20 protein-coding genes are annotated in these 21,948 nt (G+C 64.4%); 7 read left to right on the plus strand and 13 right to left on the minus strand.

Annotated features, from left to right (window positions below; genetic code table 11):
- The first annotated feature begins 21 nt into the window (after window positions 1-21).
- On the plus strand, window positions 22-933 hold the full coding sequence (locus AYJ54_RS20435) for a LysR family transcriptional regulator (protein ID WP_063701605.1): 912 nt from the start codon (window positions 22-24) through the stop codon (window positions 931-933).
- Here AYJ54_RS20435 and AYJ54_RS20440 read toward each other — a convergent pair.
- Window positions 930-1,931, minus strand: coding sequence for a 2-hydroxyacid dehydrogenase (locus AYJ54_RS20440; RefSeq protein ID WP_063701607.1), 1,002 nt, complete (start codon window positions 1,929-1,931; stop codon window positions 930-932). The genes AYJ54_RS20435 and AYJ54_RS20440 overlap by 4 nt on opposite strands.
- A 324-nt stretch (window positions 1,932-2,255) precedes the next feature.
- Here AYJ54_RS20440 and AYJ54_RS20445 point away from each other — a divergent pair, with 324 nt between their 5' ends.
- Complete coding sequence (locus AYJ54_RS20445) at window positions 2,256-2,786, plus strand: SH3 domain-containing protein (RefSeq protein ID WP_063701609.1); 531 nt, start codon at window positions 2,256-2,258, stop codon at window positions 2,784-2,786.
- Between the two features lie 199 nt (window positions 2,787-2,985).
- On the opposite strand, the gene irrA is transcribed toward AYJ54_RS20445, so the two are convergent.
- Window positions 2,986-3,474 (minus strand): iron response transcriptional regulator IrrA, encoded by a 489-nt coding sequence (irrA, locus tag AYJ54_RS20450; protein WP_063701611.1) that lies wholly within the window; start codon window positions 3,472-3,474, stop codon window positions 2,986-2,988.
- A gap of 352 nt (window positions 3,475-3,826) precedes the next feature.
- Between irrA and fabA the strand changes: the two genes are divergently transcribed.
- The 3 genes from fabA (at window position 3,827) to fabI (ending at window position 6,622) form a co-directional block, all read left to right on the plus strand.
- Window positions 3,827-4,348 (plus strand): bifunctional 3-hydroxydecanoyl-ACP dehydratase/trans-2-decenoyl-ACP isomerase, encoded by a 522-nt coding sequence (fabA, locus tag AYJ54_RS20455; RefSeq protein WP_063701613.1) that lies wholly within the window; start codon window positions 3,827-3,829, stop codon window positions 4,346-4,348.
- A 40-nt stretch (window positions 4,349-4,388) separates the two neighbouring features.
- Window positions 4,389-5,612 carry a beta-ketoacyl-ACP synthase I gene (gene fabB / locus AYJ54_RS20460; protein WP_063701615.1) on the plus strand — a complete coding sequence of 408 codons (1,224 nt, stop codon included), beginning with the start codon at window positions 4,389-4,391 and terminating at the stop codon, window positions 5,610-5,612.
- 212 nt (window positions 5,613-5,824) lie between these two features.
- Window positions 5,825-6,622 (plus strand): enoyl-ACP reductase FabI, encoded by a 798-nt coding sequence (gene fabI, locus AYJ54_RS20465; RefSeq protein ID WP_063701617.1) that lies wholly within the window; start codon window positions 5,825-5,827, stop codon window positions 6,620-6,622.
- Between the two features lie 23 nt (window positions 6,623-6,645).
- On the opposite strand, the gene AYJ54_RS20470 is transcribed toward fabI, so the two are convergent.
- The 3 genes from AYJ54_RS20470 to AYJ54_RS20480 all read right to left on the minus strand — a co-directional run bounded on the left by AYJ54_RS20470 (window position 6,646) and on the right by AYJ54_RS20480 (window position 8,730).
- The gene (locus AYJ54_RS20470) at window positions 6,646-7,242 is read right to left on the minus strand and encodes a glutathione S-transferase family protein (protein WP_063701619.1); all 597 of its coding nucleotides are present in this window, start codon (window positions 7,240-7,242) and stop codon (window positions 6,646-6,648) included.
- Entirely contained in the window at window positions 7,239-7,703 is a 465-nt protein-coding gene (locus tag AYJ54_RS20475) for a GNAT family N-acetyltransferase (protein ID WP_063701621.1), read from the minus strand. Before AYJ54_RS20475 ends, AYJ54_RS20470 begins: the two co-directional genes overlap by 4 nt.
- A gap of 100 nt (window positions 7,704-7,803) precedes the next feature.
- On the minus strand, window positions 7,804-8,730 hold the full coding sequence (locus AYJ54_RS20480) for a hydrogen peroxide-inducible genes activator (RefSeq protein ID WP_063701623.1): 927 nt from the start codon (window positions 8,728-8,730) through the stop codon (window positions 7,804-7,806).
- Window positions 8,731-8,844: 114 nt separating this feature from the next.
- Between AYJ54_RS20480 and katG the strand changes: the two genes are divergently transcribed.
- A complete protein-coding gene (gene katG / locus AYJ54_RS20485) occupies window positions 8,845-11,013 on the plus strand; it encodes a catalase/peroxidase HPI (protein WP_063701625.1) in 2,169 nt (722 codons plus the stop codon).
- A 280-nt stretch (window positions 11,014-11,293) separates the two neighbouring features.
- Here the strand turns inward: katG and pnp are convergent, their stop codons facing one another.
- Window positions 11,294-13,456: a polyribonucleotide nucleotidyltransferase gene (gene pnp / locus AYJ54_RS20490; RefSeq protein ID WP_063701627.1), complete on the minus strand. Its 2,163-nt coding sequence runs from the start codon at window positions 13,454-13,456 to the stop codon at window positions 11,294-11,296.
- Window positions 13,457-13,492: 36 nt separating this feature from the next.
- Between pnp and AYJ54_RS49525 the strand changes: the two genes are divergently transcribed.
- Window positions 13,493-13,759 (plus strand): hypothetical protein, encoded by a 267-nt coding sequence (locus tag AYJ54_RS49525; RefSeq protein ID WP_136623826.1) that lies wholly within the window; start codon window positions 13,493-13,495, stop codon window positions 13,757-13,759.
- Between the two features lie 82 nt (window positions 13,760-13,841).
- Here the strand turns inward: AYJ54_RS49525 and rpsO are convergent, their stop codons facing one another.
- The 7 genes from rpsO to rimP all read right to left on the minus strand — a co-directional run bounded on the left by rpsO (window position 13,842) and on the right by rimP (window position 21,641).
- Window positions 13,842-14,111, minus strand: a complete 270-nt coding sequence (gene rpsO / locus AYJ54_RS20495; protein WP_027550036.1) for a 30S ribosomal protein S15 — start codon at window positions 14,109-14,111, stop codon at window positions 13,842-13,844.
- A gap of 2 nt (window positions 14,112-14,113) precedes the next feature.
- Window positions 14,114-15,232 (minus strand): tRNA pseudouridine(55) synthase TruB, encoded by a 1,119-nt coding sequence (gene truB / locus AYJ54_RS20500; RefSeq protein WP_063701629.1) that lies wholly within the window; start codon window positions 15,230-15,232, stop codon window positions 14,114-14,116.
- Entirely contained in the window at window positions 15,229-15,660 is a 432-nt protein-coding gene (rbfA, locus tag AYJ54_RS20505) for a 30S ribosome-binding factor RbfA (protein WP_063701631.1), read from the minus strand. Before rbfA ends, truB begins: the two co-directional genes overlap by 4 nt.
- A 154-nt stretch (window positions 15,661-15,814) precedes the next feature.
- Complete coding sequence (gene infB / locus AYJ54_RS20510; RefSeq protein WP_063701633.1) at window positions 15,815-18,496, minus strand: translation initiation factor IF-2; 2,682 nt, start codon at window positions 18,494-18,496, stop codon at window positions 15,815-15,817.
- Window positions 18,497-18,565: 69 nt separating this feature from the next.
- Window positions 18,566-19,249: an RNA-binding protein gene (locus AYJ54_RS20515; RefSeq protein ID WP_063701635.1), complete on the minus strand. Its 684-nt coding sequence runs from the start codon at window positions 19,247-19,249 to the stop codon at window positions 18,566-18,568.
- Between the two features lie 23 nt (window positions 19,250-19,272).
- Window positions 19,273-20,883: a transcription termination factor NusA gene (nusA, locus tag AYJ54_RS20520; RefSeq protein WP_063701637.1), complete on the minus strand. Its 1,611-nt coding sequence runs from the start codon at window positions 20,881-20,883 to the stop codon at window positions 19,273-19,275.
- Between the two features lie 2 nt (window positions 20,884-20,885).
- Window positions 20,886-21,641, minus strand: coding sequence for a ribosome maturation factor RimP (gene rimP / locus AYJ54_RS20525; RefSeq protein WP_063701639.1), 756 nt, complete (start codon window positions 21,639-21,641; stop codon window positions 20,886-20,888).
- Between the last annotated feature and the right edge of the window lie 307 nt (window positions 21,642-21,948).

The following is a 21,948-nucleotide window of genomic DNA, read 5'->3' on the forward strand; positions in this document are numbered from 1 at the left end:
GCTTGTTCATCATATCGAACAATGGCTGATCCCGATCTGCGCGATCTCGACGCCTTCGTGGTGGTCGCCCGCACCCGCAATTTCCGGCGCGCGGCGCGGGAAATTCGCGTGTCGGTGTCGAGTCTTAGCCAGCGGCTACGGGACCTAGAGGAACGCCTCGGCGTCCGCCTGATGAACCGCACAACCCGCAGCGTCGCGCTGACCGAGGCGGGTGAGTTGCTATTGTCGCGCGTGGCGCCCGCCCTGCGCGACGTCGGCGATGCCCTGGATCAGGTGCGGGGCCTGCGCGAGGTGGCGTCGGGCCGCCTCCGCATCAACGCCCCGCCGCCGGCGGTTGACCTCGTGCTGGCGCCGATGGTCGGGCCGTTTCTCGAGGCGCACCCGCAAGTCGATCTCGACATCGTTTCCGAAAGCGGTTTCGTCGACATCGTCAGCGCCGGCTTCGATGCCGGCGTGCGCTATGGCGAGCATCTTGCGCAGGACATGGTCGCGATCCCGCTGAGCGGACCGCAGCGTTATGTCGTCGTCGCATCGCCTGCGTACGTCGCGCGCCGCGGCAAGCCGAGGCATCCGAAGGATTTGCTCGACCATGATTGCATCCGCGCCCGCTACAGCAGCGGGGTCATGCACGATTGGGAGTTCGAGAAGGGCGGTCAGCTCGTCAAGGTCGATCCGCCCGCCAAGCTGATCTCGACAAATATGAGTGTTGCCATGCGCGCCGCGCTCGACGGCGCGGGCATCTGGGCAAGCCTCGATGGTTATGTCGGCGACGCCCTCAAATCCGGTGCGCTGGTGAGCTTGCTCGAGGATTGGTGCGAGCCGTTTCCCGGCCCGTTCCTGTATTATCCGAGCCGGCGCCAGGCGCCACCGGCACTGCGCGCCTTCATCGATTTCGTCGCAGATTGGCGCAAGCGCAAGACGAATAGATCTTAGAGCATGCTCGGCAGCACGCGATCCGGCGGCTTGTGCGCGTCAAGGAAAGTGCGGATGTTGATGATCACCTTCTCGCCCATCTCGACGCGGCCCTCGATGGTGGCCGAGCCCATATGCGGCAGTAGCGTCACCTTGCCGGCCTTGGCGAGCCGCACCAGTTTCGGATTGACCGCGGGCTCGTGCTCGTAGACGTCGAGGCCGGCGCCGCCGATCTCGCCGGCTTCGATCAGCTTGATCAGCGTGTCCTCGTCGGTGACCTCGCCGCGCGCGGTGTTGACGATGTAGGCGTCCTTGCGGATCAGCTTCAGCCGACGCGCCGAGAGCAGATGATAGGTCGCCGGTGTATGCGGACAGTTCACCGAGATGATGTCCATCCGCGCCAGCATCTGGTCGAGGCTCTCCCAATAGGTCGCGCCCAGCTCATCGGCGATCTTCGGCGCCACCGGCCGGCGATTGTGATAGTGGATCTGGAGGCCGAAGGCGCGGGCGCGGCGCGCCACGGCCTGGCCGATGCGGCCCATGCCGAGGATGCCGAGACGCTTTCCCCCGATGCGGTGGCCGAGCATCCAGGTCGGCGACCAGCCCGCCCAGGGTTTCCCTTCCGTCAGAATCGAGGCGCCTTCGATCAGCCGCCGCGGCACGGCCAGGATCAGCGCCATGGTCATGTCGGCGGTGTCTTCGGTCAGCACCTTCGGCGTGTTGGTGACGGTGATGCCGCGCGCATGCGCAGCCTCGACATCGATATTGTCGACGCCGTTGCCGAAATTCGCGATCAGGCGCAGCTTGCAGTCGGGCTGATTGACGACGTCGGCGCTGATGTGGTCGGTGACCGTCGGCACCAGCACGTCGGCCGTGCGCGCCGCCTCCGCGATCTGCTCCGCCGACATCGGCGTGTCGTCGAGATTGATCCGCGCGTCGAACAGTTCGCGCATTCGCGTCTCGATCGAGTCGGGCAGCTTGCGGGTGACGACGACGAGGGGCTTTTTCTTCACCGACATGTCCTGCTCTCACGAGACATTGCGGCCCGCCTCTGCCGCCAAAGGCTTACCGTTCAGGCCTCATTAACCCGGTTGTTCGACACTGCCCTTGCCGCGTCGTCCCCGGCGTTTCCTTCAAGCTCTCCCGACATTTCCGGCCGGAAAATCGGGACAAACTGGTTATTCAAGTGCCCGTCCTCTCTAGCAGAAGGCCGGGCCAAGACAAGAACCACGGGCAGGACCTCGGGAACACCCGCGTGGGGCGGGAAAAAGGGCGTGCGGCAGGGTTTTTGGACTTTGGGGTGGGGACCCGGCCTGGCCGGGTCTCCGACAGGAGACGGGTTGATGGCGTTGGGGCGTTTTTGTTCGGTGATGGCGCTCGTTTGCACCTGGTTGAGTGTCTCGGTCAGCCCCGGGCATTCGGCGAAGGACAACACCGTCCAGACCGCCAGCGGCCTGCCGGTGCCCCGCTATGTCAGCCTCAAGTCGGATCACGTGAATGTCCGCGCCGGCCCGACCAAGGACAATGATGTCGCCTGGGTCTACACCCGCGCCGGCCTGCCGGTCGAAATCACCGCCGAATTCGAGAACTGGCGCCGGGTGCGCGACTCCGAAGGCGCCGAGGGCTGGGTCTATCACTCGCTGCTGTCGGGCCGCCGCACTGCGGTGGTCACCATGAAGCACAAGGACGATCTCGCGCCGATCTACGACCGGGCCGATGCCGACAGCGCGGTTGCAGCAAAGCTCCAGGTCGGCGTCGTCGCGCAAGTGAAAAAGTGCACTGCAAACTGGTGCCACGTCACCGGCAACGGTTTCGACGGCTGGATCCAGCAGGAACGTCTCTGGGGGGTTTACGCCGACGAGCAGGTGAACTGACGCGAAGCGTCATCCCGAGGCGGCGCGCCAGCATCGGGCCCCAATTCGCAATTGCGAATTGGGGGATCTCGAGATTCTCAGGTGCGCAACTGCGCACCATAGTTCGGTGCTGCGCACCGCCCCGGAATAACAGCGCAAAACGACAATGGCCGAGACAAGCCCGGCCATGACGATCGCTCTATACCTGACTTAGGGGTTCTCAGCGCTTCTTGCGCAGGCGCACCACCATGTCGATGCGCGAAATCTCATAGCCCTCGGGCACCTCCGGCATCTTGGACAGCGCCAGATGCGGGTCCTCGATGTCGACCAGCTCGTGGCTGTTCTCGAGGTAATAGTGGTGGTGGGTCGTCACGTTGGTGTCGAAATAGGTCTTGGTGCCGTCGACGCTGACCTGCCGGAGCAGGCCGGCATCGGTGAGCTGGTTCAGCGTGTTGTAGACAGTCGCTAGTGACACAGGCACCTTGGCCAGCGTCGCTTCCTCATAGAGCATTTCGGCCGTCAGGTGGCGCGCACCCTTGCCGAACAGCAGCCAGCCGAGCGCCATCCGCTGGCGGGTGGGGCGAAGGCCGGCAGCCTGGAGCATTTCATTGACGTCGTGCCACGGGCAGCCGGTCAGCGCCGGCTGGCGTCCGGACAGAAGCGCCGCGGAATGGGCGTCGTCGTGATGGGGCGCGTTATTCTCGCTCATTTCCAATTTCGGCACGCGTGAACACTAATCCTCTGCAATATAAGAAGAGATAGATGCAGATGCAAGTTTCTCGCAACTAGAGTGGTTCTAATCAGCGGCGGAACCGGGCGACGATCCCGTCATTTTACCGTCATGAGAGTGCTTTGCTAGCCGAAAAGGCCTGTGTTAGAGAGCGCGTGGTTCCGCTTAACCGATTTTGGTGCTGCCAGGGCATTGAGGCTTGGCCTGCAGTCCATTCGGGCTCGTGGTATTCGCGCCTGACGGCGGCAATTGGCGTTGTTGTCCGAACAAAACGGGACCCATTTTCGCCAAAGAACGCCGCTCAATCGGCATTTTGAACAGAGGCTTCCGCATGCTGAACAGGCGCAACGGTTACGAATATGAAGACTTGCTGACATGTGCACGCGGCGAGATGTTCGGCCCCGGCAATGCCCAGCTGCCGCTGCCCCCGATGCTCATGTTCGACCGCATCACGGAAATTAGCGACGCCGGCGGCGAATTCGGCAAGGGCCTGGTGCGCGCCGAGCTCGATGTGAAGCCCGATCTCTGGTTTTTCGGCTGTCACTTCAAGAATGACCCGGTCATGCCGGGCTGCCTTGGTCTGGACGCGCTGTGGCAGATGGTCGGGTTCTACCTCGGCTGGATCGGCGGCGAGGGCCGCGGTCGGGCGCTCGGACTGAGCGAGCTGAAGTTCGGCGGTCAGGTGCTGACCGAGGCCCGCAAGGTTGTGTACAACGTCGACATCAAGCGCGTGATGCGGTCAAAGCTCGTGCTCGGTATCGCCGACGGGTGGCTTTCAGTCGATGACACGATTATCTATCGCGCCAAGGATCTGAAGGTCGGCCTGTTCAAGCAAGGCACGACGCTGGGCTAAGGCACATCAGGAAGAAGACAACGATTAAGGCGAGGCTGTCATGAGGCGGGTTGTGGTCACCGGAATGGGCATCGTCTCGTCCATCGGAAACAACACCCAGGAAGTGCTTGCGAGCCTTCACGAGGCGAAGTCAGGTATCTCGCGGGCGGAGAAATATGCCGAGCTCGGCTTCCGTTCGCAGGTAGCGGGCGCGCCCTCGCTCGATCCTGCGACGGTTGTCGACCGGCGTGCGATGCGCTTCCTCGGCCAGGGTGCAGCGTGGAATCACATCGCGATGGAGCAGGCGATCCAGGATTCCGGTTTAGGGCCTGACGAAGTCTCCAACATCCGCACCGGCATCATCATGGGTTCCGGCGGCCCGTCAGCCCGCACCATCGTCGAATCCGCCGACATCACCCGTTCCAAGGGACCGAAGCGCGTCGGACCTTTTGCAGTGCCGAAGGCGATGTCCTCGACGGCGTCCGCGACGCTCGCGACCTGGTTCAAGATCAAGGGTGTGAACTATTCGATCTCGTCGGCCTGTGCGACGTCGAACCACTGCGTCGGCAATGCCTACGAGACGATCCAGATCGGTAAGCAGGACGTCATCTTCGCCGGCGGCTGCGAGGAACTCGACTGGACGCTCTCAGTGCTGTTCGACGCGATGGGCGCGATGTCGTCCAAGTACAATGACACGCCCGCCACCGCCTCACGCCCCTACGACGTCAACCGTGACGGCTTCGTCATCGCGGGCGGCGCCGGCGTGCTGGTGCTGGAAGAGCTCGAACATGCCAGGGCGCGCGGCGCGCGCATTTACGGCGAGATCGTCGGCTATGGCGCGACGTCAGACGGTTACGACATGGTCGCTCCCTCCGGCGAGGGCGCCGAGCGCTGCATGCGCATGGCGATGTCGACGGTGAAGACCAAGGTCGACTACATCAATCCGCACGCCACCTCGACGCCGGCCGGCGATCCGCCGGAGATCGAGGCGATCCGCAAGGTGTTCGGCGTGGGCGAGAAGTGCCCGCCGATCGCGGCGACCAAGGCGCTGACCGGTCACTCGCTGGGCGCAACCGGCGTGCAGGAAGCGATCTATTCGCTGTTGATGATGAACAACGGCTTCATCTGCGAGAGCGCGCACATCCAGGAACTCGATCCGGTGTTCGCCGACATGCCGATCGTGCGCAAGCGCATCGACAACGCCAAGATCGGTACCGTGCTGTCGAACTCCTTCGGCTTCGGCGGCACCAATGCCACGCTGGTGTTCAGCCGGCTTGATGCGTGAGCCCAGGACGCTGTCATGCCGCGCGACCCGGCTACGCCAAGGCTTCGCCGGGCGTGAGATCGGAGGCCGCCGAAGCTTCAGTGAAGGCGGCAGTCCAGTACGCCGCGGCTTCTTGGCCAACAACAACTGTCTCGGATACTGGATCATCGGCTCCAGGGCGCAAGTGCGCACGAGGCGGGCGATGACATCGGAATGATGGGAGCCATCAGGCAATGGAAGGTTTGATGAAGGGCAAGCGCGGTCTGATCATGGGCATTGCCAATGATCATTCGATCGCCTGGGGCATGGCGAAGACGCTGCATGCCCACGGTGCCGAGCTCGCCTTCACCTTCCAGGGCGACGCGCAGGGCAAGCGCGTCAGGCCGCTGGCGGACTCGCTCGGTGTGGAATTGGTGCTGCCTTGCGACGTCGAGGACATCGCCAGCGTCGATGCGACGTTCGATGCGCTGCGCGCGAGGTGGGGCCAGCTCGACTTCGTGATCCACGCGATCGGCTTCGCCGACAAGAACGAGCTGAAAGGCCGCTACGCCGACACCAGCCGCGAGAATTTCTCGCGCGCCATGGTGATCTCCTGCTTCTCCTTCACGGAAGTGGCCAAGCGCGCCGCCGAACTGATGCCGCAGGGCGGCAGCATGATCACGCTGACCTTCGGCGCCTCGATGCGAGCGATGCCGAATTATAATGTGATGGGAGTCGCCAAGGCGGCGCTGGAAGCTTCCGTGCGCTATCTCGCCGCCGATTTCGGGCCGCGCAGCATCCGCGTCAACGCGATTTCCGCCGGCCCGGTGCGGACGCTCGCCGGCTCCGGCATCGGCGAGGCGCGCGCGATGTTCGCGTTCCAGCAGAAGCATTCGCCGCTTGGCCGCGGCGTCACGCTCGACGAGCTCGGCGGCTCGGCGCTCTATCTCTTGTCGGAGCTGTCAGGCGGCGTGACCGGCGAGATCCACTACGTCGATTCCGGCTACAACATCATCCTGATGCCGAAGCCGGAAGACCTGAAGGCGGAATAGCGCGCTCTTTTCGGGGGCGCCGTCTATCCCGCCGCGATCTTCTCCGCGCGCTGGAATGCCGGTCGCGCCATGCACCGCGCTATGTAAGCGTCGAAGGCCGGGCGCGACGGCACCATCTTGAACAGGCGCACGGCGAAGTTCAGACCCGAGCCGACGGTGATGTCGGCGGCGGAGAATTGATCGCCGAGGATCCACGGTCCTTTTTCCAGCGCAGCCTCCAACACGTCGAACACCTGCGCGGCGCTGCCCCAGGCGGCGGTTGAGGTTGGCACCTCGATCCTGGTGAAGATCTGGATGATGGCCGGCTCGATGCAGCTCGGCGAGAAGAACAGCCATTGCAGATAGCGCGCGCGGCGCGGGTCGGTCACGGCAGGCGCGAGCTTCGTCTCGGGATAGCGGTCGGCGATGTAGGCGCAGATCGCGGCGGCTTCGCCGAGCGCGGCGTCGCCGTCGCAGAGCGCGGGCACCTTGCCCATCGGATTGATCTTGAGGAAATCCGGCGCCTTCTGCGCCCCGGTCGTGATGTCGGTCAGCACACGCTCATAGGGCAGCCCGCTTTCCTCCATCAGCCAGATCGCAGAGAACGAACGCGAGCGGGGCGACCAATAGAGCTTGATCATGGTGCGTTTCCTTTGTTCTTCCACCGGTAATACTTCATCATGAAGCCGTTCGACGGCTCGATCGCTTCCTTCTCGAACACAAAGCCTTCGCGCTCGTACCAGCGCCAGGCTTTTTCGTTCTCGCGCACGCAGCGCAGGAAGATCTCGTCCGGCATTTGCGTTCGCGTGAAGGCGAGCAGTTTGCGGCCGAGCGATTGACCCTGATAGGCGGGCGCGACGAAAAGCATGTCGAGATAGAAATTTGCCAGGTGCAGCGCCAGCATCGCGGCGATCGCGCCGTCATCGTCGGCGACAAAGAGGCTCCAGCCGTTCTCGATCTCGCGCCGGACGCGCGCCCGCAAATTCGCGAGCAGGAAGCCGCTCGCCTCGGCGAGCCCCGTCGAGACCCAGCTCTCCATCCAGACGCGGGCGATCTCGTCATATTCATCCGCGCGCGCGGGACGGATGATTGGATCCGACATTGGGCCTCTCCGTTCAAACGTGCCCGACGCGGGCGCCGCTATGGATCACGAATGCGCGATCCCGGCCGAGTTAGGAAAATTCGCCGCGAGCCGAAATCGCTCAGGCCCGCGCGGCGCGCGCGACTTGTCGCGGGCGCGCCTTGCCGGCCGACAGGCAGACCACTTCGGAAATCTGCAGCAGTTGGCGCGCTAGCGGGCTGGTCTTGCGCCAGACCATGCCGATGGTGCGCGAAGGCTGCGGATCGCGGAAGGGTGCAACCGAGACCGAGGCCGATCGTGTCTCCACCGCCACCGCCATCTCGGGAATCAGGGTGACGCCGATCCCGGCGCTGACCATCTGGACGAGCGTCGACAGCGAATTCGCATCAAGCATCTCCCGCGGCGGCGCGGATTGCATGTTGCAGAACGACAGCGCCTGATCGCGGAAACAATGTCCCTCTTCGAGCAGCAATAGCCGCATCTCCCGCATCATTTCCCGCGACGGGACGGGTGTTCCCTCATCCGCGCCGGGCCGGACCAGCAGGAACTTTTCCTCGAACAGGGCGACTTCGGTGAGCGACGGCTCGGACACCGGCAGCGCGACGATGGCGGTGTCGAGCCGGCCTTCCACCAGCTCCTGGATCAGACGTGGGGTCATCGTCTCGCGCACGCGGATGTCGAGCTCCGGATGCATGCGCGTCAGATTCTTGGTGATCTTGGGCAAAAGGTAGGGCGCGATCGTCGGGATCATGCCGATGCGCAGGCGGCCCGCGAACCGGTCCTGCGAGGCCCGCGCGAAATCGCCGAGCTCATCGACCGAGCGCAAAATGTCGCGGACGCGCTGAGCGAGCTCCTCGCCAAACCGGGTCAGCGCAACCTGCCGGGCGCTGCGTTCGAGCAGCAGGCCGCCGAGCGCCTCCTCCAGTTCCTTGATCTGCATCGACAGGGCGGGCTGCGAGATGGAACAGGCTTCCGCCGCGCGGCCAAAATGGGCATGACGCGCCAGCGCGTCGAAATAGCGGAGCTGGCGCAGCGTCACATTGATCATCAGAAAATCCTATCGCAGCGATCATTAAAGTCAACTTCACCTGATAGGAGCCGGAGCTTAGAGTGTTTCTACTTGGTAAGGGGCGAAGTCTGACCGCCACCAGAGGAGGTATTCATGGATGACACTTCGAAGTGCCCGTTTTCGGGCGGAAAACGCGCGCCGGCAAACCGTGACTGGTGGCCAACTCAGCTCAGCATCGAGATGCTGCACAAGAATTCCGACCTGTCCGATCCGATGGGCAAGGACTTCGACTATGCCAAGGAGTTCAAGTCCCTCGACCTGAACGCGGTCATCAAGGACCTGACCGCCCTGATGACGGATTCGCAGGAGTGGTGGCCCGCCGACTTCGGCCATTACGGCGGCCTGATGATCCGCATGGCCTGGCACAGCGCGGGCACTTACCGCATCACCGACGGCCGCGGTGGCGCCGGCGCCGGTCAGCAGCGCTTCGCGCCGCTGAACAGCTGGCCCGACAACTCCAACCTCGACAAGGCGCGCCGGCTGCTCTGGCCGATCAAGCAGAAGTACGGCCGCAAGATTTCCTGGGCCGACCTGATGGTGCTCGCCGGCAACGTCGCGCTGGAATCGATGGGCTTCAAGACGTTCGGCTTTGCCGGCGGCCGCGCCGACGTGTGGGAGCCGGAAGAGCTCTATTGGGGCCCTGAAGGCACGTGGCTGGGCGATGAGCGCTACAGCGGCGAACGCCAGCTCGCCGAGCCGCTCGGCGCGGTGCAGATGGGCCTGATCTACGTCAATCCAGAAGGGCCGAACGGCAAGCCGGATCCGATCGCAGCGGCGAAGGACATCCGCGAGACCTTCTTCCGCATGGCGATGAACGATGAGGAGACCGTCGCGCTGATCGCCGGCGGCCACACCTTCGGCAAGACCCATGGTGCGGGCGACCCCTCGCTCGTCGGACCGGAGCCGGAGGCTGGCGCGCTCGAAGAGCAAGGTCTTGGCTGGAAGAGCAAGCATGGCACCGGCGTCGGCGTCGACGCGATCACCGGCGGCCCGGAAGTCACCTGGACGCAGACGCCGACGAAGTGGAGCAACTACTTCTTCGAGAACCTGTTCAAGTATGAGTGGGAGCTGACGAAGAGCCCGGCGGGTGCGCAGCAGTGGAAGGCCAAGGGTGCCGAGGCGATCATTCCGGACGCGTACGACAAGTCCAAGAAGCAAGTGCCGACCATGCTGACGACCGATCTCTCGCTGCGCCTCGATCCGGCCTATGAGAAGATCTCGCGGCGCTTCTACGAGCATCCCGATCAGTTCGCGGACGCCTTTGCCCGTGCCTGGTTCAAGCTCACCCATCGCGACATGGGCCCGATTCAGCGCTATCTCGGCCCACTGGTGCCGCAGGAGACGCTGATCTGGCAGGATCCGATTCCGGCCGTGGACCACGAGCTGGTCAGCGACCAGGACATCGCCTCGCTGAAGACGAAGATCCTGGCGTCGGGTCTGTCGGTGTCGGAGCTCGTCTCGACGGCCTGGGCGTCGGCTTCGACGTTCCGCGGCTCTGACAAGCGCGGCGGCGCCAACGGTGCGCGCATTCGCCTTAGCCCGCAGAAGGACTGGGAGGTGAACCAGCCGGCTCAGCTCTCCAAGGTCCTCGGCAAGCTCGAAACGATCCAGAAGGAGTTCAACGCGTCGGCCGGTGCGAAGAAGGTCTCGCTCGCCGACCTGATCGTCCTCGGCGGCACTGCCGCGGTCGAGAAGGCCGCGAAGGATGGCGGCGTCGATGTGAAGGTCTCCTTCACGCCGGGCCGCATGGATGCTTCGCAGGAGCAGACCGACGTCGCCTCCTTCGCTCCGCTGGAGCCGCGGGCCGATGGCTTCCGCAACTACATCAGCAAGAAGCAGCAGTTCATGATGCCCGAAGAGGCCCTCGTCGATCGCGCGCAGCTCTTGAGGCTCACCGGGCCTGAGTTGACGGTGCTCGTCGGCGGTCTGCGTGTGCTCGGTGCCAATGCCGGCGGTTCGAAGAACGGCGTCTTCACCTCGAAGCCAGGGACGCTGACCAACGACTTCTTCGTCAACCTGCTCGACATGGGCACGCAGTGGGCGCCGGCCGGCGCCGACGGCGCCTACGAAGGCCGCGACCGCAAGACCAATGCGGTCAAGTGGACCGGCACGCGTGCCGACCTCATCTTCGGGTCGCACTCGCAGCTCCGCGCCTTCGCCGAGGTCTATGCCTCGTCGGATGCGAAGCAGCAGTTCGTCAAGGACTTCGCCAAGGCCTGGACCAAGGTGATGAACCTCGACAGGTTCGACATCGTCGCCTGAGCTGTCTCCGCGTTCTCGCTCCACCTCTCCCATAGGGAGAGGCATAGCCGCCTTTGGCGGCCGTTCTTAGAAACGCCGAAGCCTAGCTTCGGCTACGGCGAAGCGCCGGGTGAGGGGTTACACCCCCTCGTGGGACCTGAACCCCCTCACCCGATTTGCTGCGCAAATCGACCTCTCCCCGATGGGGAGAGGTGAAGAGCCGAGCGGATAACCTATCCAACGCGTTAAAACAAAAAGGGCGGCCTCTCGGCCGCCCTTCGTGTTTCTGATGTAGCGAGACTTACTCGCCGGCCGCTTCGCGCGGAGCCTGCTGGCCTTCGGCCGGCTTTTCCTTGGCCTCGAGGTCCTCGCCGGTGGTCTGATCGACCACCTTCATCGAGAGGCGGGTCTTGCCGCGATCGTCGAAGCCTAGCAGCTTGACCTTGACCTTATCGCCTTCCTTGACGACGTCGGTGGTCTTCTGCACGCGGTTGGCCGCGAGCTGGCTGATGTGGACGAGACCGTCCTTGGAGCCGAAGAAGTTTACGAAGGCGCCGAACTCCATCACCTTGACGACGGTGCCGTCATAGATCTGGCCGACTTCCGGCTCGGACGCGATCGACTTGATCCACTTGATCGCCGCCTTCATCGCCTCGCCGTCGCTGGAGGCGACCTTCACGGTGCCGTCGTCCTCGATGTTGACCTTGGCGCCGGTCTTCTCGACGATCTCGCGGATCACCTTGCCGCCGGTGCCGATCACTTCGCGGATCTTGTCGGTCGGGATCTTGAAGGTCTCGATGCGCGGCGCGTATTCGCCGAGCTCGGCGCGGGCCGCGGTGAGCGCCTTCGCCATCTCGCCGAGGATGTGGATGCGGCCTTCCTTGGCCTGGCCAAGCGCGACCCGCATGATCTCCTCGGTGATGCCCTCGATCTTGATGTCCATCTGGAGCGAGGTGATGCCCTGGTCGGTACCGGCAACCTTGAAGTCCATGTCGCCGAGATGATCCTCGTCACCGAGGATGTCCGACAGAACCGCGAAGCGCTTGTCCTCGAGGATCAAGCCCATCGCGATGCCCGCGGTCGGCCGCTTCAGCGGCACGCCGGCGTCCATCAGCGCGAGCGACGCGCCGCAGACCGAAGCCATCGACGAGGAGCCGTTGGACTCGGTGATCTCCGACACCACGCGGATCGTGTAGGGGAACTCGTGGTGCGGCGGCAGCACGGGGTGGATCGCGCGCCAGGCGAGCTTGCCGTGGCCGATCTCGCGGCGCTTGGTGCCGCCGAGACGGCCGGTTTCGCCGACCGAGTAGGGCGGGAAGTTGTAGTGCAGCAGGAACGTCTCCTTGTACGTCCCCGACAGCGCGTCGATGTACTGCTCGTCCTCGCCGGTGCCGAGCGTGGTCACGACCATCGCCTGGGTCTCACCACGGGTGAACAGCGCCGAGCCGTGGGCGCGCGGCAGCACGCCGACTTCGGCGATGATGTTGCGCACGGTCTTGACGTCGCGGCCGTCGATGCGCTTGCCGGTGTCGAGGATGTTCCAGCGAACGATCTTGGCCTCGAGCTCCTTGAACACGTCGGCGACGCGCAGCTTGTCGAATTTCGGCTCCTGCCCTTCCGGGAAGAAGTGCGCCATCACCTTTTCCTTGGCGGCGCCGACGGCGGCGTAGCGCTCCTGCTTCACGGGGATCGCGTAGGCGGTGCGCAGCTCCTGCTCGATCAGGCCGAGCATTTCCTTCTCGATCGCCGAATTGTCGATCGCGGTGACCTCGCGCGGCTCCTTGGCGGCCTTCTCGGCGAGCTCGATGATCGCGTTGATGACCGGCTGGAAGTGACGGTGACCGAACATCACCGCGCCGAGCATGATGTCTTCGTTGAGCTCCTTGGCCTCCGATTCCACCATCAGCACGGCGTCGGCGGTGCCGGCGACGACGAGATCGAGCTGGGTGTCGGTCATCTCGTCGAGGGTCGGGTTGAGGATGTACTCGTCATTGGCGAAGCCGACGCGGGCCGCGCCGATCGGGCCCTTGAACGGTGCGCCGGACAGCGTCAGCGCGGCGGAAGCCGCGACCATCGCCAGAATGTCGGGATCGTTCTCCATGTCATGCGAGAGCGTGGTGACGATCACCTGTGTCTCGTTGCGCCAGCCGTCGACGAACAGCGGACGGATCGGACGGTCAATCAGGCGGGAGACCAGCGTCTCCTTCTCGGTCGGACGTCCCTCGCGCTTGAAATAGCCGCCGGGAATGCGGCCGGCCGCGTAGGCCTTCTCCTGGTAGTCGACGGTCAGCGGCAGGAAGTCGACGCCTTCGCGCGGCGTCTTCGCCGCAACGACGGTGGCGAGCACCACGGTCTCGCCATAGCTCGCGATGACGGCACCGTCGGCCTGGCGCGCGATCTTGCCGGTTTCAAGCTTGAGAGGGCGTCCGCCCCAGTCGATCTCGACTGAATGCTTAGTGAACATAGAGGTCTTCTTTCATGGGTTCACGAAAGAGGAACGGTGCCGAAAAACAAAAACCATGCGCAAGATTGCGGGACGCTGATCGGAGCGGGCGATCAGCGTCCTGCGATCCTGCCATGGTTTTTAGATTTCGCATGGCGTCCATCCTTTCGGGTCATACGGGCACCTTGCCCGTTGTGCCCAGCCGCCGGATTGCTGCTGGACTGGTCAGTCGGCATGAACGTCATTCCGAACGCCGAAATTGCGGCCTTCGGGATCATGCCCCGGATGCGAATCGTCATTGGCCCGCACCCGACGTACGCGTGAGCCTCGATCAAAGACCTTGAAAAAAGTGCTTTCGTTCGAAACCACGCGCAAAAACGCGCGCCGGTGGCGCGCGCAGGAACACTTAACGACGAATGTTGTGCTTCTCGAGCAGCGCCTTGTACCGCGCCTCGTCCTTCTTCTTCAGGTAGTCGAGGAGCGAGCGGCGCGTCGACACGAGCTTCAAGAGGCCGCGGCGCGAATGGTTGTCCTTCACGTGGGTCTTGAAATGGTTCGTGAGGTTGTTGATGCGTTCCGAAAGGATCGCGACCTGAACCTCGGGCGAGCCGGTGTCGCCGGCTTTGGTGGCATTCGTCTTGATGACTTCCGCTTTGCGATCTGCGGCAATCGACATCGTCAATTTCTCTCGTTGCGACCGGTGCTGGCAGTCAGGCCGGTCAGGTTGAACACACGCTTGGGGATGATTTCGCCATTGCCAACTTCGGCAAGCGCGAGAAGCCGGCCTGCCACCGTGACATAGACTGTGCCGCTACAAGTGGGCGCATCCCGTCCGCGCAACAAAACGGCCTGGCCCCGATGGAGCCTTGCCGCATCAGCCCGAGTGACGGCCAGTGCCGGGATGTCGTCCAGCGCGGTCTCAACGGGCAAAAGCGCGTCGGCGAGGCTGCCCTCGCCGGACGCGGCTCTATGGCACAAAGCCTCCAACTGATCCAGCGGAATCATGTCGTTCTCGCCAAATGGGCCGACCAGGGTCCGCCGCAGCGCGCAGATATGGCCATAAGTGCCGAGAATCCGGCCCATATCGCGGGCCAGCGCGCGGACATAGGTGCCCTTGCCACACTCGGCCTCGAATACCGCTCGGTCGTTATCCGGTTGATCTACAAGGGATAAATGGTGAATCTCGACCGGGCGGGGAGCCAGCTCCACGACCTCGCCGTCACGCGCGAGGTCATAGGCGCGCTCGCCCTGGACCTTGATCGCGGAATAGCGCGGCGGGACCTGCTCGATCACCCCTGTGAAGCGAGGCAGGAGCGCTTCGATCGCTTCCCGGGTCGGGCGCTGGTCGGAGGTCGCGGTAACCCGGCCCTCGATGTCGTCGGTATCGCGCTCCTCGCCCCAGCACACGGTGAAGCGGTAGCGCTTGCGGCCGTCCATGACGAAGGGGACCGTCTTGGTGGCCTCGCCGAGCGCGATCGGCAGGCCGCCGGAGGCGAGCGGGTCGAGCGTGCCGGCGTGGCCGGCGCGCTTGGCCTGGAACAGGCGCTTGAGCACGGCGACCGCTTGCGTCGAGGTCATGCCGATCGGCTTGTCCAGCACGACCCAGCCATGGACGTCGCGCCGGTCGCGGCGCGGCTGACTGCCCTTCTGCTGCTTGGCGCGCGGATCGTTGTTGACGCGGCGCGTCTCCTGGTGCGGCTGAGTATCGCCGCGAACTTCCGCAAAATTATTTTTCTGCGCGTCGCGTGTATCAGGCTCTTCGTTGCCGATCGTGCCGTGAGCCGGGTCCATCATCATTGGTCTTCTTCCCGATCCGAATCCGGATCTTGTTCCAGATCTTTTTGCACCGCAGGCGTTCGCAATAGCTTCTCGATCCGTTCCGCTTCGTCGAATCGCTCGTCGACGCGGAAGCGAATGTCAGGTGCAAATTTCAGGTTAACGCGCCGCGCGACCTCGCCGCGCAGGAACTTCTTGTTGCGATCGAGCGCGGCAATCACGCGCTCGGTATCGCGGCCGCCGAGCGACATCACGTAGATGGTCGCTAGCTTCAGGTCCGGCGACATCCGTACCTCCGGCACGGTGATGATGTGGCCTTCGAGGTCCGCATCATGCGCACTGCCTTGCGCCAGAATATCGGCCATCGCATGGCGAACCGCTTCGCCGACGCGCAACTGCCGTTGCGAGCCGCCGGGCGCGGAACTCTTTTTCTGATGGTGGCGGGGCATCTCTGGAAATCACCTCGGCATGCCCGTGTTTGGACACGGGCATTGTCATTTGTCCTGTTGAAACGAATGAGAGGCGATGGCCGGAAAAAATCCGGCCATCGCACTCTCGCAATTTCAGTTCAAAAAGATCCGAGCGCTTCGGTAAGATTTGGACTTACAGGGAGCGCTGGATCGTCTCCACTCGATAACACTCGATCACGTCGCCCACGCGCATGTCGTGGTAGCTCTCGAAGGCCATGCCGCATTCCTGGCCGGACTGGACTTCCTTCACTTCGTCCTTGAAGCGCTTCAGCGTCGACAGCTTGCCTTCGTGCACGACGACGTTGTCGCGGATCAGGCGCACATTGGCACCACGTTCCACGGTGCCGTCGGTGACGCGGCAGCCGGCGACCTTGCCGACCTTGGAGATGTTGAAGATCTCCAGGATCTCGGCATTGCCCAGCATGGTTTCGCGCAAGGTCGGCGCGAGCAGGCCGCTCATCGCCTTCTTCACGTCGTCCACGAGGTCGTAGATGATGTTGTAGTAGCGGATCTCGATGCCGTTGCGCTTGGCGGCCGCGGCCGCCTCCTTGTTGGCACGAACCGAGAAGCCGATAATCGCGGCGTTGAAGCCTTCCGCGAGCGTCACGTCGGACTCGGAGATGCCGCCGACGCCGGCATGCAGGATGCGGGCTGCGACTTCGTCGGTGCCGAGCTTCTCCAGCGAGCCGAGGATCGCTTCCAGCGAGCCCTGCACGTCGGCCTTGACGATCAGCGGGAATTCCTTGCGGCCCGCGGTCTTCAATTGCGACATCATCTGCTCGAGCGAGCCGCGCATGCCGGAGATCGACGCTGCCGCGTTCTCGCGCTTCTGGTGCGCGCGGTAGCTGGTGATCTGGCGGGCGCGGGCTTCGTTCTCGACGACCGCGAGGCGATCGCCGGCCTCGGGCGGGCCGTTGAAGCCGAGCACTTCGACCGGCACCGAGGGGCCGGCCTCCTGCACCGTCTCGCCCTGATCCGAGATCAGCGCGCGGACGCGGCCCATCTCGGCGCCGGCGACGATGATGTCGCCGACATGAAGCGTGCCGCGCTGAACCAGCACGGTCGCGACCGGGCCGCGGCCGCGGTCGAGCTTGGCCTCGATCACGGTGCCTTCGGCCGGGCGGTGCGAATTGGTCTTCAGGTCGAGGATTTCGGCCTGGAGCGCGATCATCTCGAGCAGCTTGTCGAGATTGGTCTTGTTCTTGGCGGACACCTCGACATCGACGACATCGCCGCCGAACGATTCGACCTGCACCTCGTGCTGGAGCAGCTCGGTGCGCACGCGCTCTGGCTTGGCGTCGGGCTTGTCGATCTTGTTGATGGCAACGATGATCGGCACGCGCGCCGCCTTGGCGTGGTTGATGGCCTCGACCGTCTGCGGCATCACGCCGTCATCGGCCGCAACCACCAGCACGACGATGTCGGTCACCTTGGCGCCGCGGGCGCGCATCGCGGTGAACGCGGCGTGGCCGGGCGTGTCGATGAAGGTGATCTTCTTGCCGGTTTCGGGCGAGGACACCTGATAGGCGCCGATATGCTGGGTGATGCCGCCGGCTTCGCCAGAGACAACGTTGGCATGACGGAGCGCGTCAAGGAGAGAGGTCTTGCCGTGGTCGACGTGACCCATCACGGTCACGACCGGCGAACGCGGCTCGGTGTCGGTCGAATCGTCGACGGCGTCGAACAGGCCCTCTTCAACGTCGGAGGCGGCGACACGCTTCACGGTGTGGCCGAGCTCTTCGGCGATGAGCTGCGCGGTGTCGGCATCGATCACGTCGGTGATCTTGTGCATCGCGCCTTGCTTCATCAGCATGCGGATGACGTCGACCGCGCGCTCGGACATGCGGTTTGCGAGTTCCTGGATGGTGATCGCTTCCGGAATCGTCACTTCGCGGACGAGCTTTTCCTTCGGCTCGTTCGAGGCATGGCCCTTGAGGCGCTGGGTGCGGCGGCGGAACGAGGCGATCGAGCGTTCGCGCACGTCGTCGGCATTGAGCGCGGTGACGACCGTCAGGCGGCCGCGCTCCTTCTGCGGGCCAGGCTTATGGGTGGTCTTTGGGGCTGCCGCAGGACGCACGGCGCCGCCGGGACCGCGACGGATCTGGCGTGGACCCTCGTCCTCGTCCGGTCCGGCCGCGACAGCGGGGGCGCGACCCGCCGGGCCGGCCGGCCGCTGTGTGGTGGTCGCGGGCCGGGCCGCGGAGGCCGTCGGCCGCGCCGTGGCCGTCCCGGGCCGCGGCGCAGGAGCGGCCGGTGCTGCCGTCGCGGGACGCGCGGCCGATTGCGGCTGCTCGCCTTCGCCAAAACGCTTCTTGGCCTCGGTCTCGGCCTTGCGCTTGGCTTCGTCCTCGTGGCGATGGCGCTCTTCCTCGGCCTTGCGGCGGGTTTCCGCGGCTTCGCGCTCGGCACGTTCGGCCGCCTCGCGGACAGCACGGCGCTGGGCCTCTTCCTCGGCCTGGCGGCGTTCCTCGATCTCGCGCTGCTTGGCATCGGCCAGCGCGCTGGCGCGGGCGGAACGTTCGTCTTCCGTCAGCGTGCGCAGCACTACGCCGGATCCGGCATTGCGCGGCGGGGACGGGGGAGCCGGGCGCGACGGAGCGGGCGCGGCCGGCGCCGGCTTCGCAACCTCAGCAGCCTGCGGCTCGGGGCCGCCGTCGCCGATGCGGCGCTTGCCGCGCTTTTCGACCACGACCTGCTTGCTCCGGCCATGGCTGAAGCTCTGGCGCACGGTACCCGTTTCGACGCGCGGCTTGAGCGATAGCGTCTTGCTCGGAACGCTCAGCTTCTTGTCGCCAGGGGTCTTGGTATCAACCATTCAGTAGTCCCAATCTTGATCTTGTTAGCGTTGTGCGTTCCCGCACCGTCGTCCGGTTGGTCGTTGTCTTCAGAAATCCTGGCCGTGATTTTCGGCAGTCTTGTCATCGTCCGCCAGCCGGTATCGGACCAGCATCTGGCTACGTGACAGGAATGTCCTGCTCGCCGGGCCCGCGAGCAGCGCAGCATGTATCACATTTGACCGGGTAAGTGCCAAATCCAATTCTGCCGATTTCAATGCGGTAATGATAGGAATCGGCGGCTGAGTACCGCGATTCCCGTCATTTTGCCGCGCCAGCGTGTCCAATTTGCGGATTCCGTCCGCGGCCCCGTCGCTGGCGTGGATCAGGACCCCGACGGTGCCTTCCCGTAGGGCGCTTTCGACCTTGCCGAAGCCGGCCACGACCTGGCCCGCCTTGGCCGCAATCGCGAGCGCCTCGGTCACGCTCCGAACCAGGAGCGTCTCCGTATCTGACGGAAGCGTCGGAGGGATGCGCAGCTCGCGCTTGAAGGCCTTGCTAAATTGGTGACGGCGCACGGCTTCCGCAACCGCCTTTCGCGAGGCGGTGATCCACATGCCCCGTCCGGGCAGCTTGCGTTTGAGATCGGGAACAATCTGCCCTTGCGGCGATACGACGAAGCGGATCAGCTCGTCGATCGGCCGGACCTCGCGACTGACCACGCACATCCGCATGGTCGCGGACCTTTCGGTCCGCGGCCCATGGTCGAGTTCGTGGGCAGAATGAGCGAGCATCCGGGCGACATCTCCTGTTGCCCTTAAGCCGGCTGATCTTCGGTCGCCTCGGCCTCCTCAGCGGGCTTGGCGAGGTCGGCCTCGGTGATCCAGCCGGCCTTGACGCGCGCCTGCATGATGATCGCTTCAGCATCGTCACGGGAGATGTCGATACCGTCGAGCGCGCCCGAATATTTGGTGGACTCGCCGCCTTCCTTGCGCTCGGTCCAGCCGACCAGATCATCGGTGGCGCAGCCGGCGAGATCCTCGACGGTCTTGATGTCGTTCTCGCCGAACTTCACCAGCATCTTGGAGGTCACGCCGGGCACGCCTTTGAGTGCGTCCTCGACGCCGAGTTCCTTGCGCCGGGCCTCGAGCTCGGCTTCCTGCTGCTCGAGATATTCACGGGCGCGGTTCTGGAGCTCCTGCGCGGTCTCCTCGTCGAAGCCTTCGATGCCGGCGAGTTCCTTGAGGTCCACCATGGCGAGTTCCTCGACCGAGGTGAAGCCTTCGGACGCCAGCAGCTGGCCGACCACCTCGTCGACATTGAGCGATTCCATGAAGACGCGGGTGGAGTTCTCGAAATCGGCCTGGCGGCGCTCCGATTCCTCCTGCTCGGTCAGGATGTCGATGTCCCAGCCGGTGAGCTGCGAGGCGAGGCGGACGTTCTGGCCGCGGCGGCCGATCGCCAGCGAGAGCTGGTTGTTGGTGTCGGGAACCACGACCTCGATGCGCTCGCGGTCCTCGTCGATGACGACCTTGGACACTTCGGCCGGCGCGAGCGCGTTGACCACGAAGGTCGCGATGTCGGGCGACCAGGGAATGATGTCGATCTTCTCGCCCTGCAATTCGTTCACCACCGCCTGCACGCGCGAGCCGCGCATACCGACGCAGGCGCCGACCGGATCGACAGAGGAATCGCGGGAAATCACGCCGATTTTCGCGCGCGAACCGGGATCGCGGGCCACCGCCTTGATCTCGACGATGCCGTCATAGATCTCCGGCACTTCCTGCGCGAACAGCTTTGCCATGAACTGCGGATGGGTGCGGGAGAGGAAGATCTGCGGGCCGCGGGTCTCGCGGCGCACGTCGAAAATATAGGCGCGCACGCGGTCGCCGTTGCGAAACACTTCACGCGGCAGCATCTCGTCGCGGCGGATGATGGCTTCGCCGCGGCCGAGATCGACGATCACGCTGCCATATTCGACGCGCTTGACGACGCCGTTGACGATGTCGCCGATGCGATCCTTGAACTCCTGATACTGCCGGTCGCGCTCGGCCTCGCGCACCTTCTGCACGATCACCTGCTTGGCCGACTGCGCGGCGATGCGGCCATATTCGAGCGGCGGCAGGGTGTCGGCGATGGTGTCGCCGACCTGGGCGCCGGGATTGGCGCGCTGCGCATCCGCCAGCGAAATCTGGTTGGAATGATTTTCGACCTTGTCCACGACCAGCATGTGGCGCGACAGACGGAGCTCGCCCTTCTTCGGGTCGATCTCGGCGTGAACGTCAGTCTCGCTGCCGTAACGGGCGCGCGCCGCCTTGGCGATGGCATCTTCCATCGCGGCGATGACGATGCCGCGATCGATCGATTTCTCGCGCGCAACGGCGTCGGCGATCTGGAGCAATTCAAGTCGATTGGCGCTGACTGCCATGGCTAGTCTCCTTCGTCAGGCTCGATCTCGCCGCGCCGCGCGCGTTCGGCGGCAAGGCGATGTTGCTTGGTATTCTTCGGTGCCGGCTTCTTCTTCGGCTTGGTATTCTTCGTCGTCTTCTCGCTGATCTTCGCGTGCGGGGCTTGCGGCGGCTCCAGCCCGAGATTGCGGCGCATCTCACGCGCCTCGGCCTTGCCGCGCCGCATGGACTCCGCGATCAACTCGTCGGTCAGCACCAACCGTGCATCGCCGATATCCTCCATGACTAGGAGAACCTCGGCCTCATCGCCAGCCTTGACGTCGTCGCGCTTCAGCCGCACGCGGTCGCCTTCGACGCCGGCGAGGGTGCCGCGGAACCGCTTCCGCCCCTCATGGGCGACGGCCATCTCGACCTTGACGAGATGGCCCGCATACCGCTCGAAATCGGAGCGCCGCACCAGAGGCCGGTCGATCCCGGGTGAGGAGATTTCCAGCCGATAGGCGCGCTCGATGGGGTCGGCGACGTCGAGCACGGGCGACAGCGCCCGCGAGATCGCCTCGCAATCCTCGATCTGCATCGAGCCGTCGGGACGCTCGGCCATGATCTGAACGGTGCAGCCGGCCTCGCCGGAAATGCGGATACGCACCAGCCGGTAGCCCATGCCCTGGAGCACCGGGTCGGCGATCGCGGATACCCGTGCCGCCACGCCCGGCTCGACCACAAGCCGCGGCTCAGCCAGCAACTCGGCATCCGTGGAACCAATGCTCGGTTCGGTCATATCCAGGGTCAAGGCGCTCGATGGTTAAGGCTTGGTTACAACGCTTCAGAGGCTGCTTCGGAACTTCCTTCGGCCCGACAATTCGTCGGGCCTTGCTTCTCCCGCCAAGCCGCGTTCAGGTAATAAAAAAGAGCGGGTCCTTTCGGGCCCACCCTCACTACGCGGATCGTATGAGAAGATTAAGTTGGCGCTGATATAGCGCTTTCCATCCTCCCGGACAAGGCCCATCGCAGCTGGCCGGGGGCTTTTTGCGCCCGATTCGCCACCCCTTGAGCAACGCTTCCTTCATCAAGGGGACCTAAATTTC

Origin of the sequence: Bradyrhizobium centrolobii (assembly GCF_001641635.1) — a bacterium.
Lineage (GTDB): Bacteria > Pseudomonadota > Alphaproteobacteria > Rhizobiales > Xanthobacteraceae > Bradyrhizobium > Bradyrhizobium centrolobii.